Origin of the sequence: Haploplasma modicum ATCC 29102 (assembly GCF_000687835.1) — a bacterium.
Lineage (GTDB): Bacteria > Bacillota_I > Bacilli_A > Acholeplasmatales > Acholeplasmataceae > Haploplasma > Haploplasma modicum.
In genome coordinates, this window is record NZ_JHYB01000005.1 from 105,509 (window position 1) to 120,686 (window position 15,178).

A 15,178-nucleotide genomic window follows, 5' to 3' on the forward strand; every position below is an offset into this window, starting at 1 on the left:
GATATTAAAAACTTTAATATTTAATGTATAATAATAGATAGAATATAAAGGAGATACTGGTGAAGAAAAAATGAGCAAACTTAATTTTATTGAAAAAAATATTATTGAAAATAATAATGCTGTTAAGCACTTAAAAATAAATGGTGAATCAATTAACGATATGGGAACTAGTACAATCCAAGAAGTTAATGTTATTGTTAACGAAAATGATTTAAAGATTGCAGTCTGGTCGATGTTTGATAATGGGACATATAGATTAGGTGATGTCTTAGAAACCGCAAAAAACTTTGAAGAAATAAATGAAAATGTTGAAGTAATATCAGCTATTAATGGAGATTATTTCTATATGAGAGATCTTGTTGATGTTCCTGTTAATACAAGTGTTTTATACGGAAGTAGAATATTAAATAATAAGAATCATGCTAAATATCAAGCAATCAAATTTAACAATGATTTTAAAACGTTAGAATATTTTAAACAATCAACAACTGATGATAAACTGTACTTAAGAGTCTATGAAGAAGAAAGTGTTGTCTTAACTGAAGAAATTTTTGTAAATGAGATGAATAAAGATTTAGCCTTTATAACAAATAGTAAAATGTTAGTTGATAAAACAGAATACTATGTAGATGTAAAAATGAAACTAATTGATAAAGAATTATTTTTTGTTGAAGGAGTTATAACAAAAACTCCAACATTTTATAAAATTGTAAGTGATAAAATTAGTTTTAAAAATGGTCAAAAAATTATGATTAGCTATTTGATTGAAGGATTAAAAGAAGATGAAATGGCACTTGGTTTTGATGGCTATATCGTAAAAAATAATCGAGTATTAGACTTTGGTGAAATGACAGGACAAAACTTTGAACATAACGTTGTTAGACATCCGAGAACTGCTCTTGCCCTAGATAAAGATAATAAAATAATGTTTGTAACAGTTGATGGTAGAATTCCAAGTTCAGTTGGAGTTGATAATCGTGAATTTGCAAATATTATTAACAAGTATGGTGGAGTTTATGCCTACAACCTAGATGGTGGTGGCTCAACTCAGGTTGTTTTAAGAGATAATGATGAGTTAAAGATTGTTAATGTTCCATGTGAAATGCCACTTAGACCAGTAACGAATATCATTGTTTTATATAAAGAAAAATAAGAGGAAAAAAATGGCTGATTATAAAGGAAGAGTATTTGAATACGTTAGAAATGATGAAGCAAGTAAGATAAAAAATGATATTTCATTTTTAATTAGAGAGTTACAAAAAAGTCTAAAAGAGGAGGGAGTTACTTTTAATCCTGTTTTAGTTGGTCCATCTAAGGAAAACTTTGTAACAAGAGAGGTTAATGGAACTACTGGGATTGATATTCATTATAATTTGTTACTACAAAAATATCCGGATAAAACAGCTAAACAATTAAGAATGTTATTTCTTTCAACTATTAATAACATCTTAAAAAATAAAGGATTTAAAAATACTATTAATAATTATCAATCAATTACGGTATTAATGCCAGATAGAATTGAAAAAGAAGTAATTCATAGTATAGATTTTGCTATAGTTATTGATGAAAAAGAACAACAAGATATTTTAATTTATGATCGAAAAAATAGTGAATATTTTTTTGAAACAAGAGAAAGTATAAATTTATTAGATGACTTAACTTATGATATTAAAAATAATGGATTATGGGAAGATTTAAGAGATTTATATTTAAACATGAAAAATTATAATGATAATAAAGATATAAGAACATTTGAAATTTATAAAGAAGCAATAAATAATATTATGAAAAAATAAGTTAAAGATAATAACTTTAACTAATTATTAGATAAAAATTAATAGTTATTGTATAATCATATATGGTGATAACATGAAAAATGAGAAATTATTTAAAACAAGTTTTTCAGCTATCTATAATCTTTATTTAAATAAGATAATAAGAAAAAATAGAACTAAAGAAGAGTTAGATGAAGTAATAGTTTGGCTAACCGGGTATACTTTAGATGAATTGAAAGAAAAACAAAATAGTAATATAAGCTTAGAAGATTTTTTTAATATGGCCTTAAACTTTAATCCTAAAAGTAATTTAATAAAAGGTGTAGTTTGTGGTGTTAGAGTAGAAGAATTAGAAGATGGTTTAATGAAGAAAATTAGATATTTAGACAAGCTAGTTGATGAGTTAGTAAAAGGTAAGAGTCTAGATAAAGTTTTTAGGATATAAATGGTGATTTTATGAAAAAGGAAGTTAAAATAAAATATAGTACATTTGTAATTTTATTTTTAGTGTTAAATATTTTAATTACATATGTAGTAACAACAGAGTTTCTAAATAAATATATAACAACATTTGAATACACATGGATAGGTGTTGTTAATTCAATTATTGGTAATTTGAGTTTTCTACTTATAATATTGTTTTTTATTCACTTGTTTGCTAGAAATATAAAAACAAGAATTATTTCCTTAATTGTCGCAAGTTTTGTTTTATCAGGATCTCTTTTCTGGGTAAACACATTTAACAGATATTATGGAACAGCTTTTACTATTAGTGTTTTTTCAATTTTTAAAAATCCTGCTGCTGGATTTGGTTTAACAATATTTTTTGAATCAATGCGTGAAATGATAACATATTATAGAATAATTTTATTTATTCCATTTATTGTATTACTTATTGTTTTTCTAGTTAATAGAAAAAAAATAAATGGTTTTTCAAGTTTAAAGCCAATCAACTTTGTAAAATCAATCTTAAGTGTTTCAGTTTTATTTTTAATTAATATTGTATTATTTAGTTCAAGTTTAAAAGGGACTACAATTCTAGAATCGGCTAAATCAGCTTATGCAACTCAAAACATGGGTATTTATAACTTTATATTCTTAGATGCCGTAGGATTTGATTTTGCGGCCAAAGAAGATATTGATCAAAATGATATTATTATTGAGTTAGATAAGTTTAATAAAAATAAAGATGAGTATATTAATATATTAGATAATAAGAAATATAAAAAAGAAGTATTAAAAAAAGATGTTTCAGACTTTAGTGGGAAGTTAGTTAACAATCTCACAGATAATGACTCTATTACAGGAATATTAGAAGATTATAATTTGGTATTAGTTCATCTTGAATCATTTAATTATTTTTTACTAGAAAATCCGATTTTAAGAGATAAACTACCTAACTTAGTTGCACTACTAGATGAATCATATGTTTTCTCAAATTTTTACACAACCGTTGGACTTGGTAATAGTTTTGATGCAGAAGTATCAGTATTAACTGGTCTTTACGCTAATGGTATAAATACAATAGGATGGGAATTTGATAAAGACGTTGCAGTAAAAAACTATAATTTCCAGTCAATACCTAAATTATTTAATGATAAGAACTATTCAACTATTTCTTATCATGGTAATGATGAGATATTTTATAATAGAAATAATGTCCATCCAAATATGTTTGGCTTTGATGAATACAAAGCTAAAGAAACATTAATTAAAGATTTTGGTAAAACATTAGAAGAACTACAAAATGAGTATAATCATAAGTCTGGATATTGGTTGAGTGATCGTATTACCCTTGATTATTTAAATAATGAGATTGATAATAACTTATTAAATGATGAAAAATTTATGAAGTTTTTAATTACAATGTTACCACATACACCATATCATTATGATCCATATCATGAAGATATGAAAGATAGTGATATGTATGATTTAGAATTTATTAAAGAGTTAGATAGTTTATCAGTTAAGTATTTTAATTATTTGAAATACTATAATGAATCATTTAAATTATTTTTTGAAGATGTTAATGCCTATGGTGATGACTATATCGAAGATACTAATAATCTCTATAATAGAAAGAAAACAGCTTACGTGTTTTATGGTGATCATGGCTCTGGGTTACAACAAAAAGATGTTAACTATTTATATGATAACGAGTTAGAGAATTTAGAGATCAAACAAAAATTATTACAAACCTTAGCGTTTATATATGTTCCAGGTGAAGAAGTAATTACCAAAGATATAGATGGGAAGTCAATTAGTTTTAAAGAGGGATTACTTAAAGGTAATCAACCACTATTAAGAGACCAAGTTGATTTATACCGTACAATTATTGATTTATTTGGGTTAGAATTAGACGATAAAGATTATTTATTTGGAACTCATGGAATGAGCAACGAACCTTCATTTGCCCTTGATAATAAGTCTTTAAATATTATTACTGATGGTTTTATAACTAACTTTAAAAATGATAAACATTTAATTTATGATATAAACTATACAGATTTAGATATTGAAAGAATTAAAAAACTGATTGTAAACTTTAAAAGAGCAAGTGACTATTCATTAAATAATAATCTGTTCCAAAATTTTAAAAATCGAATATAAAAATTATCGAAGCTATTATGTAAAAGTAATAGCTTTTTTTGTATAAAAAAAAACTTTTACTAGCCAATAGGTTAATAAAAGTTTATTAATTATTATTTTTCAGTTCTATGTCTTGCATGTGGGAATAAGATAACATCTCTAATATTTGGTGTGTTAGTTAATAACATTACAAATCTATCGATGCCAATTCCAATTCCACCAGCAGGTGGCATACCATATTCTAGGGCTTCAATGAAGTCTGTATCCATTTCGGTTGCTTCATCATTACCTAAGTCTTTTTCTTTTAGTTGAGCCATAAATCTTTCTTTTTGATCGATTGGATCATTTAATTCACTAAAAGCATTAGCAAACTCACTACCAACAATAAATAACTCAAATCTTTCTGTAAATCTTTCGTCATTTTTGTCTTTTTTAGCAAGTGGACTAATATCAGTTGGATGTCCATAAATCATTGTTGGTTGAATTAGTGTTTCTTCAACATATTTTTCAAAGAAAGCTTCAATAATATGACCTAATTTAAAGTGTTTTGGCACTTGAATTTGGTGTTCTTTAGCAAGTTTAATTGCATCTTCTAATTCATAAATATCAAAGAAATTAATATTTGTTTGTTCTTTAATCGCATCTACCATATGAATTCTCTTCCATGGTTTTTGCATATGAACTATTTGTTCTTTATAAGTGATATCATAAGTACCTACAACATTTTTAGTAACTGTTGATAATGCATCTTCAACTAAGTTCATCATGCCTTTCATATCAGAATATGCAAGGTATGCTTCAATTGTTGTAAATTCTGGATTATGTTTATGACTAATACCTTCATTTCTAAAAAGTCTTCCTATTTCATAAACAGCTTCTAAACCACCAACAAGAAGTCTCTTTAATGGAAGTTCGGTTGCGATACGTAAGTAAAAGTCCATATCTAGTGTGTTGTGATGAGTGACAAATGGTCTTGCAGCAGCACCACCTAAGATTGAATGTAAGACTGGTGTTTCAACTTCAATAAATCCTTTTGAGTCAAAGTAGTTTTGAATTGCTCTAATAATTTTTGGTCTTGTTAAAGCAACTCTTCTAGATTCTTCATTAACAATTAAATCAACATAACGTCTACGTCTTGCTTCTTCAACATCTTGAAGACCATGGAATTTATCAGGAAGTGGTCTAAGTGCTTTTGTAAGGTGAGTATAAGTAGTAGCTTTAATTGTTAATTCATTTGTTTTTGTTCTAAATAAAACTCCAGAAATACCAACAATATCACCTAGGTCTGAGTGTTGGAAAATGCTAAATTGTTCTTCACCAACTGCATCTAATCTAACGTATACTTGAATTTTTGCATCTCTATCTAAGATGTGCATAAAACCAGCTTTACCTTGTCCTCTTTTAAGGACAATACGGCCTGCGATGGTAACTGCTACATTTTTTTCTTCTAATTGGTCATGATCAAATTTATCATATTCATTAATTATATCAATTATTTTATGGGTACGTTCAAAGGCTTGTCCAAATGGGTCAATACCATTTTCTCGTAATTCATTTGCTTTGTTACGACGAACAATTTCTTGTTCGGTTAAGTTATTATTGTTATTCATAAGAAAACCTCCTAATTCTTTTAATATTATATCATTTTTTTCAAAAAAAAGGACAAAAGTTAATTCTTTTGTCCAATAAAACTCTCACTAATTAAATCATACATTAACTCATCTTTTTTAGGAATAAGTGAAGTAACTTTAACAATTATTTGTTTTGATCCTAGATTAAGAGTTATTAAGTCATTAACCTTTACTTGATAACTAGGCTTTACTATTTTATCATTGACGATAATCAAATCTTTAGTAGCAGCACCTTTAGCAACAGTTCTACGTTTAATTAATCTAGATTGTTTTAAAAATAAATCAATTCTCATTTGTTTCTTCTTTAGATTCTTCTTCCTGCTCTACAGTAGCAACTTCTTCAACAGTTTCTTTTTCAGCCCAAGCTAATTTTCCTGTTTTAACAATTTCATCAATATCTGATTTAGTTAATGTTTCCACTTTAATTAAGTAGTTACTAATTGCATCTAATAAATCTTTGTTTTCAAGGATAATACGTTTTGCATCTGCTAAACAACCATTGATAATATTTCTAACTTCTTTATCGATTTCATGAGCTACTTGATCTGAGAAGTTTTTCTCATTGAAGTAGTCACGACCTAAGAAGACATTTTGTCCACGTGATTCATATTGAACAGGTCCTAAATCACTCATACCATATTCAGTTACCATTGCTCTAGCAATCTTTGTTGCCATTTCAAAGTCATTATAAGCACCAGTAGTAATTGAATCAAATTCAATTTCTTCAGCTACTCTACCACCTAAATAACCAGTAATTGTATGGAGTAATTGATTCTTTGTTTGTAAGAAAGTCTCTTCAGCAGGCATCATTAAGTTATAACCACCAGCTTGACCTCTTGGAATAATTGTTACTTTTTGAACAACGTTAGCATGTTCTAGTTTAATACCAATAACAGCATGTCCTGCTTCGTGGTATGCAACAACTTTTTTCTCATGTTCTGAGTATTTACGACTCTTCTTAGCTGGTCCCATTCTTACACGGTCCATTGCTTCATCTAAGTCTTTTTCTGAAATAACAACTCTATTTTCTCTAGCAGCAAGTAATGCAGCTTCATTAAGTAAGTTTTCAATATCTGCTCCTGAGAATCCAGGAATTCTTTGTGCGATGTTTTTAAAGTTAACATCATCACCAATCTTTTTGTTTCTTGCGTGAACATATAAAATAGCTTCACGGTCTTTAACATCTGGTAAATCAATCATAATTTGACGGTCAAAACGTCCTGGTCTAAGAAGTGCTGGGTCTAATACGTCTGGTCTATTTGTTGCTGCAATAATAATAATATTTTGATTTGCAGAGAAACCATCCATTTCAACTAGTAATTGGTTAAGTGTTTGTTCACGTTCATCATGACCTCCACCTAAACCAGCACCACGTTGTCTACCAACAGCGTCAATTTCATCAATAAAGATAATACATGGTGAACTTTCTTTTGCTATTTTAAATAAATCTCTAACTCTTGAAGCCCCAACCCCAACAAACATTTCAACAAAGTCTGAACCTGAGATTGTGTAAAATGGTACATCTGCTTCACCAGCAACAGCACGTGCTAATAAAGTTTTACCTGTACCTGGTGAACCTACAAGAAGTACACCTTTTGGAATTCTTGCTCCAATATCGTGATATTTCTTAGGATTTTTTAAGAAGTCAACAATTTCCGCTAATTCTTCTTTTTCTTCAATAGAACCCGCAACATCTTTAAATGTTACTGATTTACCTCTTGAAAGTTTTGCTCTATTTTTACCAAAGTCAAATGCTTTATTGTTTCCACCAGATGCACTCTTAAATATAAATATTAAGATAAGCACACTTATTATAATAGGTAATAGACTAAATAATACTGACCAGAAACTTACTCCTGATTTAACATCAACTTTAGTAGTACCACCATTTGCAGCAACAATCTTTAAAAACTCATCTGCATCATCTAATCTCATAACAATAGTAAATGAAACTTTATTTTCATATAGATTTTTAAATTCTTCTCTAAACTTACCATTAACTCTTACAGTGTCTAGATTATCACCACCGACTGCGATATATTCAAAATACTCAATGTGATCATCTTGAACAGCAACCTCAATTTCGTTATATTGAGCTTCATAGACTGGATTCATTGCATTTCTAATAAAATAGAAAACACCAATCATCAGTAATAATGAAACTATAATAACTAAATAATCCGGTCTTCTTTTTGTTTTCTTCTGAACTGGTTTATTCATTATCTTTCTCCTTATTTATCGTATAATTCTTTTTTTAATACTCCAATATATGGTAAGTTACGGTATTTTTCTTGGAAATCAAGACCATATCCGACAACAAACTTATTAGGTATTGTAAAACCAATATATTTTGGTTTTAGATTGTTATTATCAACTTTATTAAGAAGTGTAACAACTTCGATACTTGCTGCTTTTCTATTTTTTAATAATTTGATAATTGCATTAATTGTTTGGCCTGTGTCAACAATATCTTCAACTAATAGTATGTGTTTACCTTCAATTGGAATTTCTAAATCATATTTTATGTGAACTTCAGAAGAAGTAGTTGTTCCATGATATGAACTTGCAATCATGTACTGTGTTTCAACTGGAAGATCAATTTCTTTTGATAAGTCAGATAAAAATGGAATACATCCTTTTAATAATCCAACTAAGACAGTATCTTTACCTTCATAATCTTTTGTTATTTGCTTTCCTAAAGTAATACATGCTTCGTTAATTTGTTCTTTTGATATTAAAATACTTTCTAAAATCTCGTTCATTTGTCTTCTCCTATTTTGATGTAGATATTATTTTCGTTACCAAGTGTCTCATTTAAATATGCATTCTCAATATATAATATTGTATTAGAACTATCAGTTATTACAATTAAATCATCTCTTAAATGTCTTGGTATTTTCAAATCAATTAAGAGATCTTTAACCTTTTTATGACCATATTTAAATTTAACAACGTCACCATTTTTTCTGGTTCGTGCTATAAGTGGTAACGTTAATTCATTATAGCATATTTTAATTTTATTTATATTGTTATGTGAGATGTTATTTAATAATGTGATTTTTTTCATATTCGGCAAGGTGTTTTCCTTCATTTTAAGAGGAACTTCGAATGATATTTTATTAGTTTTTTCTTCAATAAATGCTTCATTATAAGATTTAATTAAAACATAATTACGACTTAGATTATAAGTCTGATTTGGTTTATTATTAGATAAAATTTGATTTATCTTAATAACTAAATCATAAGTAAAATCTATTTCATATTGTTCTAAGAGATAAGCAATCATCTCATTTTTAATTGCAATATCTTGTTTGTTAAAAGTGTTAAGTTTAATTTTTAATCCATCTAAATGTTTTATTGCATTTTTTCTAATGTAGTTAAATGCGTTAGCTACTTGATTGTGATAGTTATTAAAACTATTTAGTAAATTACTATTTTCTTGTTTCATTATTGGAATAATAGTATGGCGGTATCTGTTTCTCATGTAACTATCTTTGTAGTTAGAAGTATCTTCTAAATACTTTATCTCGTTTTTAAAAGCATAATCAATAATTTCTTGTTTAGTGTTTTCAAGAAGTGGTTTTAAGTAGATAAAATCATCTTCATTAACTATTTTATGAATTCCAGCATAGCCATAGAGATTACTACCTCTAGTTATTTTCATTAAAACTGTTTCAGCTAAATCATCAAGATGATGTGCTGTAACAATGTACTTAGTTTTATGAGTCTTAGCAACTTCTTTTAGTTTTAAATATCGTTCATTTCTTGCTTTTTCATGAAAATTTCCTGATCTTATTTTTAAACTATAAACAAAGTATGGAATGTTTTTGTCAATAGCATAACTAATAACAAGATCGCGCTCTTTTTCATTTTCTTTTCTGGTTTGATGATTAAAGTGTGTAATAATTACTTTATAATTGGCTTTATATAAAAGATCTATTAAAACCATTGAATCAACACCACCACTTACTGCAACTATTAATGGTTTATTTTTATCAATCTTAAGATCATCTAAAACTTTCAGTTTTTCAATCATTTTACCACCTCGTTCCTTGATTTATTATAACATATTTAATAATATATACTTATTTTAAATTGACATTTAAGAATTTAAAATATAAAATAGCATTTAAAGAGAGGTATCTATTTATAATGATAATATTAGCAAGTAATTCAACTAGAAGAATTGATTTATTAAAAGATGCAGGATTTAATTTTGAAGTTATACCAAGTAATATAGAAGAAAATATTAAAAAAGAATTGAAACCATTTGAAAATGCAATGGGATTATCAAGGGAAAAAGCACTAGATGTGTTTAGTAGAAATCCTGATAAAATCATTTTAGCAGCAGATACAATTGTTGCTTATAAAAATGAGATATTTGGAAAACCTAAGGATAAAGAAGATGCTTTTAGAATGTTAAAAACATTATCAAATAAAACTCATGATGTAATAACAGGGGTAACAATTATTAATAATGATAATGTGGATACTTTTTATTCTAAAAGTAGTGTAACTTTCAATGAACTATCTGATGACGATATCTTAAGTTATATTAACACTGGTGAGCCTATAGGAAAAGCGGGTAGTTATGCAATTCAAGGGCTAGGGAAAAACTTAATAAAGACATTTAATGGTGATTTCTTCACAATTGTAGGGTTACCATTAAAGCAAGTAGTTGATAAATTAAACTTAATTTTAAGTGATAAATAAAATTTATCAACATTTTGTTATATAATTATGTAATAATTAAGGTAAAATAATATAAACCTTGTTAATTTTTGTGATTTTAAAGTATAATAAGTTAAAGAAGAGGTATAAGAAATGTTTGAAATTTATAATACAATGACTAGAAAAATTGAAGAATTTAAACCAGTTAAAGATAATCATGTCTCTATTTATGTTTGTGGACCAACTGTATACTCGTATATTCACATAGGTAATGCTAGACCAGTTATCTTTTTTGATATGCTAAAAAATTATTTAACATATAAAGGTTATGATGTTAATTATGTTTCAAATATTACTGATATTGATGATAAAATTATAAATGAAGCAAAAGTTTTAAAGGTTAAAGAAGAAGAACTTACTAATAAATTTATTGAAGAGTTTATTAAAGATACAAAAAGGATTGGTAGTAAATTACCAGATCAAATGCCTAAAGCAACTAACTACATAAGCGAAATGATCGATTATATAGATGATTTAATTGATAAGGGTTATGCATATAAGACTAAATCTGGAGTTTACTTTAAAACAACAAAACTAGATAGTTATGGTTCATTATCAAAGCAAAATAAAGATGATTTAGAAGAATCAGTTAGAATTGAAAATAAAAGTGATAAGCTTGATTTTAGAGATTTCTCACTTTGGAAAAATACAGAAGAAGGTCTTTCATACGATAGTCCATTTGGCATAGGAAGACCAGGATGGCATACCGAGTGTGCAGTTATGAATAATGATATTTTTGGTGAAACAATTGATATTCATGGTGGTGGGACTGATTTAATATTCCCTCATCATGAAAATGAAAATGCACAGACGATTGCTCATAGTAATCATGGTCTTGCTAATTACTGGATGCATGTTGGAAGAGTAGATTTAGATAACATAAAGATGAGCAAATCACTAAACAATACGATTTTAGTTAAAGATTTAAAAGATCCAATTAGTTACAGATTATTAATTCTTGCTCATCATTACCGTAATCCAATTAATTATAGTGATGAATTATATTTAGAATTTATTTCGATGTATGATAAAATTATTAGAACACTAAAAAGAACTAGACTGATGTTTGGTAGTAGTTTTGATCAAAATATGTTTGATCAAGAGATTTTAAATAAGTTTGAAAAAGAGATGGATCAAGATTTAAATACACCTAATGTTATTACTCTAATTCTAGAAGTAATTAAAGAATTAAATAAGACAAATAGTGATATAATTAAAATGATAAAGCTATATAATTCATTAAAAACTATTTTAGAGGTTCTAGGTTTAATGCCAGAGATTAAATTAGAAGAAAAGACTTTAAAATCATATATGTTATGGCAACAAGCTAGGTTAGATAAAGATTATGCAAAGGCTGATTTGCTAAGAAAAGAATTGCTAGAAGAAGGTTGGATATAATTGAACGGATTAACACTTGCCTATATTGGGGATGCTTATTATGAACTACAAATTAGAGATCATTTATTAAATAAAGGGTATACCCATGTAAAACAATTGCACAGCAAAGCAATTAAATATACATCTAGTATTGCTCAAGCAAATATTGTTCAAATGATGATTGATAATAATATTTTATTAGAAGATGAAATAAATGCCTATAAGAGAGGCAGAAATAATAGTACAAGTGGTAGAAAAAATGTAGATGGTGAAACATATGCTAAGGCTACCGGGTTTGAAAGTATTATTGGATATTTATATTTAGAAAAAAATAATAGATTAGATTTGATCGTTAATATATCAATTAACTATATCGATAAGGGGGATTTACAATGAGTGAAGAAATGGCGCATGAAGTAAAGAAAACAAAAGAGAAAAAGCAAAAAGGCCCAAAAACAATCATTTTAGAAGAGCCTATTAAGTTTAATGGTGATCTTTTTAGTTCGCCTAAAAATGATGTAAAAACTCCTGAAGTTAATTTAAATTCCAAGATTAAATCTAAAAATGATATTATTGTTGAAAGATATAATCCAGATATTGATAAGGGTTTAAGCCTTGCAGAAGTCGAGTCTAGAACAATGGCTGGATATCATAATGCAGTTAATATAGGTAGTAGTAAAACTATATTTAACATTATGTTTACAAATATTTTTACATTTTTCAATATTTTAACATTCGGAATTGCTGCATGGTTAATCCAAGCGGATGCTGCAGTAAAGCAACTAGATTTTTTAGTAGTAGTAGTTGCCAACCTGATTATAGGTATAATTCAAGAAGTAAAAGCTAAAAAAACAATTGATAATTTATCATTATTATCTGCACCAACAGCAATTGTTATTAGAGATTCAAATCAAATGGAAATTGCAGTTAGTGCTATCGTGATTGATGATATTTTTAGATTAAATGGTGGTAAACAAATATCAGCTGATGCTGTTGTTAGAAGTGGGACTTTAGAAGTTGATGAATCATTACTAACAGGTGAATCTGATATTATTGTAAAAAGAGAAGGGGATCCGCTATATTCTGGATCTTATGTTGTATCAGGACAGGCTTATGCACAAGTAGTTGCTGTTGGGCATGATATATATGTTCAAAAACTAACAAGTCAAGCTAAGAAGTATCGTAGACCAAAGTCAGAACTATTTAGTTCGCTTAAATTTATTATTACATTTGTGGGTATTATAATCTTACCAATGGGTGCAACATTATTTATTTTAATGAATACCAATACTGCGATGACTTATCAACAAATTGTTTTAAAGACAAGTGGTGCGGTAATTGGGATGATTCCATCTGGACTATTTTTATTAACCAGTAGTGCGCTTGCCGTTGGTGTTATTAGACTAGCGCAAAATAATACCTTAGTTCAAGAATTATATTGTATTGAAATGTTAGCAAGAATTGATGTATTGTGTTTAGATAAAACAGGTACTATTACAGATGGTACTATGACTGTTCACTCAGTAATAGAATATGAAAATAAAACAGGACTTACCATTAAAAATGCAATCTCTGCGATGCTCAATGCGCAAGGGGAGCGAAATTTAACAAGTCAAGCATTAGAAGATAGATTTGGAACTGCAAAAAGACTTAGAAGTGTTGCTGAAATTCCATTCTCAAGTGCTAGAAAATATAGTGCAGTAAGTTTTGATAAATTTGGTACATTAGTTTTAGGGGCACCTGAGTTTGTATTAAAGAAAACTATTCAAAATAAAGATGTATTAGAGGAAGTTGAAAAACAAGCAAAACTAGGTTATCGTGTTTTAACACTTGCACATACCGAAAATATGATTGAAGATGATAAGTTATCAGGAACAATTAGACCACTTGGTTTAATTATGATTGAAGATACAATTAGACCTGATGCAATTGAGACAATTGATTACTTTAAAAAATCAGGTGTTGAAGTTAGAGTAATTTCTGGAGATAATCCAGCAACAGTATCAAGAATTGCTCAAAGAGCAGGAATCTTAAATTCAAATAAATATATTAGTTTAGATGGATTATCAGACAATGAAGTAATTGCAGCAGCAAGTGAATATACTATCTTTGGTAGAGTATCTCCCAACCAAAAGAAAATTTTAGTGGAGACCTTAAAAAATCAAGGTCATACAGTTGCAATGACAGGTGATGGTGTTAATGATATATTAGCACTAAGAGAAGCAGATACATCGATTGCTCTTGCAAGTGGTAGTGAAGCTGCTAGAAACGTAGCTCACCTTGTTTTATTAGATTCTAATTTCTCATCAATGCCAAAAGTAGTTCAAGAAGGTAGAAGAGTAATTAATAACATTCAAAAACTATCAGGACTATTCCTTGCTAAGACCTTGTTTACAATTCTCTTAGCAACTGTGGCTATTCTTAAAAAAGGTGCATATCCAATTGAACCAAGTCAGTTAATGCCAATTAACTTCCTAGTTATTGGTATTCCAACTTTCTTCCTTGCTATGGAATCTAATAATAACCGAGTTGAGGGTAAGTTTATAGTCAATGTTATTAAAGGAGCACTCCCTGGAGCAATTGTTATTTTAATTAACAGTCTTATTATCTTTGGATTAAGTAAAACATTAAATATGAGTGATCATGTTCAAACAACATTAATTGTTTCAACAGCAACAGTTACAATGTTTATCTTATTAATGAAAATATCGATGCCATTTAATAAATTTAGATTCGTTATATTTATTTCAATGTTACTAATTTTTGTTGGGATAGTATTCTTAAGACCAGATATCTTTGAATTGGTACCATTTATTAAATTAAATATATCACCGGTTGAGCCACTAACAGTTAGTCAAATTTTATTATTAATTGTTTTAATTCAATCAACATACCCATTACTATATATTTGTTCTAATATTACAACATGGGTAAAATCAATCTTAAATAAAATCGTTAAAGTATTAACAAACTTATAATAAAAGGCGTGTTATGCGCCTTTTATCTTGAATTCAAAATTAAATAGACTTTATTTTAGTAGTATATTAAAATAAGCGAAAAAGGGGTATTAAT

Annotated in this window: 13 protein-coding genes; 8 read left to right on the forward strand and 5 right to left on the reverse strand. The window is 27.8% G+C overall.

Annotation, left to right across the window (positions count from 1 at the left end; translation table 11 throughout):
- The first annotated feature begins 70 nt into the window (after positions 1-70).
- The 4 genes from T352_RS06960 to T352_RS0104935 all read left to right on the forward strand — a co-directional run bounded on the left by T352_RS06960 (position 71) and on the right by T352_RS0104935 (position 4,388).
- A complete protein-coding gene (locus T352_RS06960; RefSeq protein WP_026392003.1) occupies positions 71-1,153 on the forward strand; it encodes a phosphodiester glycosidase family protein in 1,083 nt (360 codons plus the stop codon).
- A 10-nt stretch (positions 1,154-1,163) separates the two neighbouring features.
- Complete coding sequence (locus T352_RS0104925; protein ID WP_026392004.1) at positions 1,164-1,796, forward strand: hypothetical protein; 633 nt, start codon at positions 1,164-1,166, stop codon at positions 1,794-1,796.
- A gap of 73 nt (positions 1,797-1,869) precedes the next feature.
- On the forward strand, positions 1,870-2,220 hold the full coding sequence (locus T352_RS0104930) for a DUF2200 domain-containing protein (RefSeq protein WP_026392005.1): 351 nt from the start codon (positions 1,870-1,872) through the stop codon (positions 2,218-2,220).
- Positions 2,221-2,231: 11 nt separating this feature from the next.
- Entirely contained in the window at positions 2,232-4,388 is a 2,157-nt protein-coding gene (locus tag T352_RS0104935; protein WP_026392006.1) for an LTA synthase family protein, read from the forward strand.
- Positions 4,389-4,480: 92 nt separating this feature from the next.
- Here the strand turns inward: T352_RS0104935 and lysS are convergent, their stop codons facing one another.
- Genes lysS through tilS form a run of 5 tightly spaced genes read right to left on the reverse strand, consistent with a single transcriptional unit; the run spans position 4,481 to position 10,034 of the window.
- A complete protein-coding gene (gene lysS, locus T352_RS0104940; protein WP_026392007.1) occupies positions 4,481-5,977 on the reverse strand; it encodes a lysine--tRNA ligase in 1,497 nt (498 codons plus the stop codon).
- A gap of 59 nt (positions 5,978-6,036) precedes the next feature.
- Complete coding sequence (locus T352_RS0104945; protein ID WP_026392008.1) at positions 6,037-6,291, reverse strand: RNA-binding S4 domain-containing protein; 255 nt, start codon at positions 6,289-6,291, stop codon at positions 6,037-6,039.
- Positions 6,281-8,218: an ATP-dependent zinc metalloprotease FtsH gene (gene ftsH, locus T352_RS0104950; RefSeq protein ID WP_162151209.1), complete on the reverse strand. Its 1,938-nt coding sequence runs from the start codon at positions 8,216-8,218 to the stop codon at positions 6,281-6,283. The genes T352_RS0104945 and ftsH overlap by 11 nt, the downstream gene beginning before the upstream one ends.
- An 11-nt stretch (positions 8,219-8,229) precedes the next feature.
- On the reverse strand, positions 8,230-8,760 hold the full coding sequence (gene hpt / locus T352_RS0104955) for a hypoxanthine phosphoribosyltransferase (RefSeq protein ID WP_026392010.1): 531 nt from the start codon (positions 8,758-8,760) through the stop codon (positions 8,230-8,232).
- A complete protein-coding gene (gene tilS / locus T352_RS0104960; RefSeq protein ID WP_162151210.1) occupies positions 8,757-10,034 on the reverse strand; it encodes a tRNA lysidine(34) synthetase TilS in 1,278 nt (425 codons plus the stop codon). The genes hpt and tilS overlap by 4 nt, the downstream gene beginning before the upstream one ends.
- A 116-nt stretch (positions 10,035-10,150) precedes the next feature.
- On the opposite strand from tilS, the gene T352_RS0104965 reads away from it, so the two are divergent.
- From T352_RS0104965 to T352_RS06625, 4 genes are all read left to right on the forward strand, one after another.
- Positions 10,151-10,711: a Maf family protein gene (locus tag T352_RS0104965; RefSeq protein WP_035345389.1), complete on the forward strand. Its 561-nt coding sequence runs from the start codon at positions 10,151-10,153 to the stop codon at positions 10,709-10,711.
- Positions 10,712-10,822: 111 nt separating this feature from the next.
- Positions 10,823-12,127, forward strand: coding sequence for a cysteine--tRNA ligase (gene cysS / locus T352_RS0104970; protein WP_026392013.1), 1,305 nt, complete (start codon positions 10,823-10,825; stop codon positions 12,125-12,127).
- Positions 12,128-12,502 carry a Mini-ribonuclease 3 gene (locus T352_RS0104975; RefSeq protein WP_162151211.1) on the forward strand — a complete coding sequence of 125 codons (375 nt, stop codon included), beginning with the start codon at positions 12,128-12,130 and terminating at the stop codon, positions 12,500-12,502.
- Positions 12,499-15,084 carry an HAD-IC family P-type ATPase gene (locus T352_RS06625; RefSeq protein ID WP_051615846.1) on the forward strand — a complete coding sequence of 862 codons (2,586 nt, stop codon included), beginning with the start codon at positions 12,499-12,501 and terminating at the stop codon, positions 15,082-15,084. The genes T352_RS0104975 and T352_RS06625 overlap by 4 nt, the downstream gene beginning before the upstream one ends.
- The last annotated feature ends 94 nt before the right edge of the window (positions 15,085-15,178 follow it).

Excerpts from the sequence above, each read along its gene's own strand:
- T352_RS06960 (WP_026392003.1), top strand. The coding sequence starts at position 71 with ATGAGCAAACTTAATTTTATTGAAAAAAATATTATTGAAAATAATAAT.
- T352_RS0104925 (WP_026392004.1), top strand. The coding sequence starts at position 1,164 with ATGGCTGATTATAAAGGAAGAGTATTTGAATACGTTAGAAATGATGAA.
- T352_RS0104930 (WP_026392005.1), top strand. The coding sequence starts at position 1,870 with ATGAAAAATGAGAAATTATTTAAAACAAGTTTTTCAGCTATCTATAAT.
- T352_RS0104935 (WP_026392006.1), top strand. The coding sequence starts at position 2,232 with ATGAAAAAGGAAGTTAAAATAAAATATAGTACATTTGTAATTTTATTT.
- lysS (WP_026392007.1), bottom strand. The coding sequence starts at position 5,977 with ATGAATAACAATAATAACTTAACCGAACAAGAAATTGTTCGTCGTAAC.
- T352_RS0104945 (WP_026392008.1), bottom strand. The coding sequence starts at position 6,291 with ATGAGAATTGATTTATTTTTAAAACAATCTAGATTAATTAAACGTAGA.
- ftsH (WP_162151209.1), bottom strand. The coding sequence starts at position 8,218 with ATGAATAAACCAGTTCAGAAGAAAACAAAAAGAAGACCGGATTATTTA.
- hpt (WP_026392010.1), bottom strand. The coding sequence starts at position 8,760 with ATGAACGAGATTTTAGAAAGTATTTTAATATCAAAAGAACAAATTAAC.
- tilS (WP_162151210.1), bottom strand. The coding sequence starts at position 10,034 with ATGATTGAAAAACTGAAAGTTTTAGATGATCTTAAGATTGATAAAAAT.
- T352_RS0104965 (WP_035345389.1), top strand. The coding sequence starts at position 10,151 with ATGATAATATTAGCAAGTAATTCAACTAGAAGAATTGATTTATTAAAA.
- cysS (WP_026392013.1), top strand. The coding sequence starts at position 10,823 with ATGTTTGAAATTTATAATACAATGACTAGAAAAATTGAAGAATTTAAA.
- T352_RS06625 (WP_051615846.1), top strand. The coding sequence starts at position 12,499 with ATGAGTGAAGAAATGGCGCATGAAGTAAAGAAAACAAAAGAGAAAAAG.